Annotated in this window: 1 protein-coding gene; it reads left to right on the forward strand. The window is 43.4% G+C overall.

Features of this window, described 5'->3' with window-relative positions; translation table 11 throughout:
* The coding region (locus R8N47_RS24875) for a DUF547 domain-containing protein (protein ID WP_318186065.1) at positions 1-641 on the forward strand (641 nt) is incomplete at its 5' end.
* Between the last annotated feature and the right edge of the window lie 104 nt (positions 642-745).

Genomic DNA, 745 nt, shown 5'->3' on the forward strand with positions numbered 1-745 from the left:
TCGACAGCTATCTAGTTACCCGAGGTGACAACACTCTATTTCGTTACAACCAAGTCTCGTTCGCCGATAAAACAAAGTTAAAGCAGTACATTCAACGTCTCGCTAGTTTAAATCCATTGCAATACCGCCAAGCCGAGCAATACGCATATTGGGTAAACCTGTACAACGCGTTGACGGTTGACCTAATTTTGGATAACTACCCGATAACGTCGATCACCAAGTTAGGCGGGCTGTTTAGCTTTGGCCCATGGGATCAAGATGTCATCACCATTAACGGAAAAAGTCTGACCTTAAATGATATTGAGCACCGAATTTTACGACCAATCTGGCAAGACCCAAGAACGCACTACGCTGTCAATTGTGCAAGCCTAGGCTGCCCAAATCTTCAAACTCAAGCTTTTACCGCTGAGAATACTCAAACCTTGTTAGAGAGTGCCGCAAAGACCTTTATCAACAGCAAAAAAGGCGTCTCTATTGAAGGTAACACGGCGAAAATATCTTCAATTTATGAGTGGTTTGCCGTTGATTTTGGTGGTGAGGAAGAGGTGTTTAACCACATCAGAAAGTACGCGCCACAATACAACCATTTTTCAGGTCAGGTGAAGTACGACTACGATTGGAACTTGAACCAAGCAGACTGATTTATCCATCCTTGTTCAGCTTGAGATGCTTTTAGCCACCGATAACCCAAAAGCTAAAAAAGGGCACCAAGTGCCCTTTTTACTTTCTAGTTTGCTTGCTAGAT

The sequence above is a fragment of the Vibrio sp. 2132-1 genome (assembly GCF_033344315.1).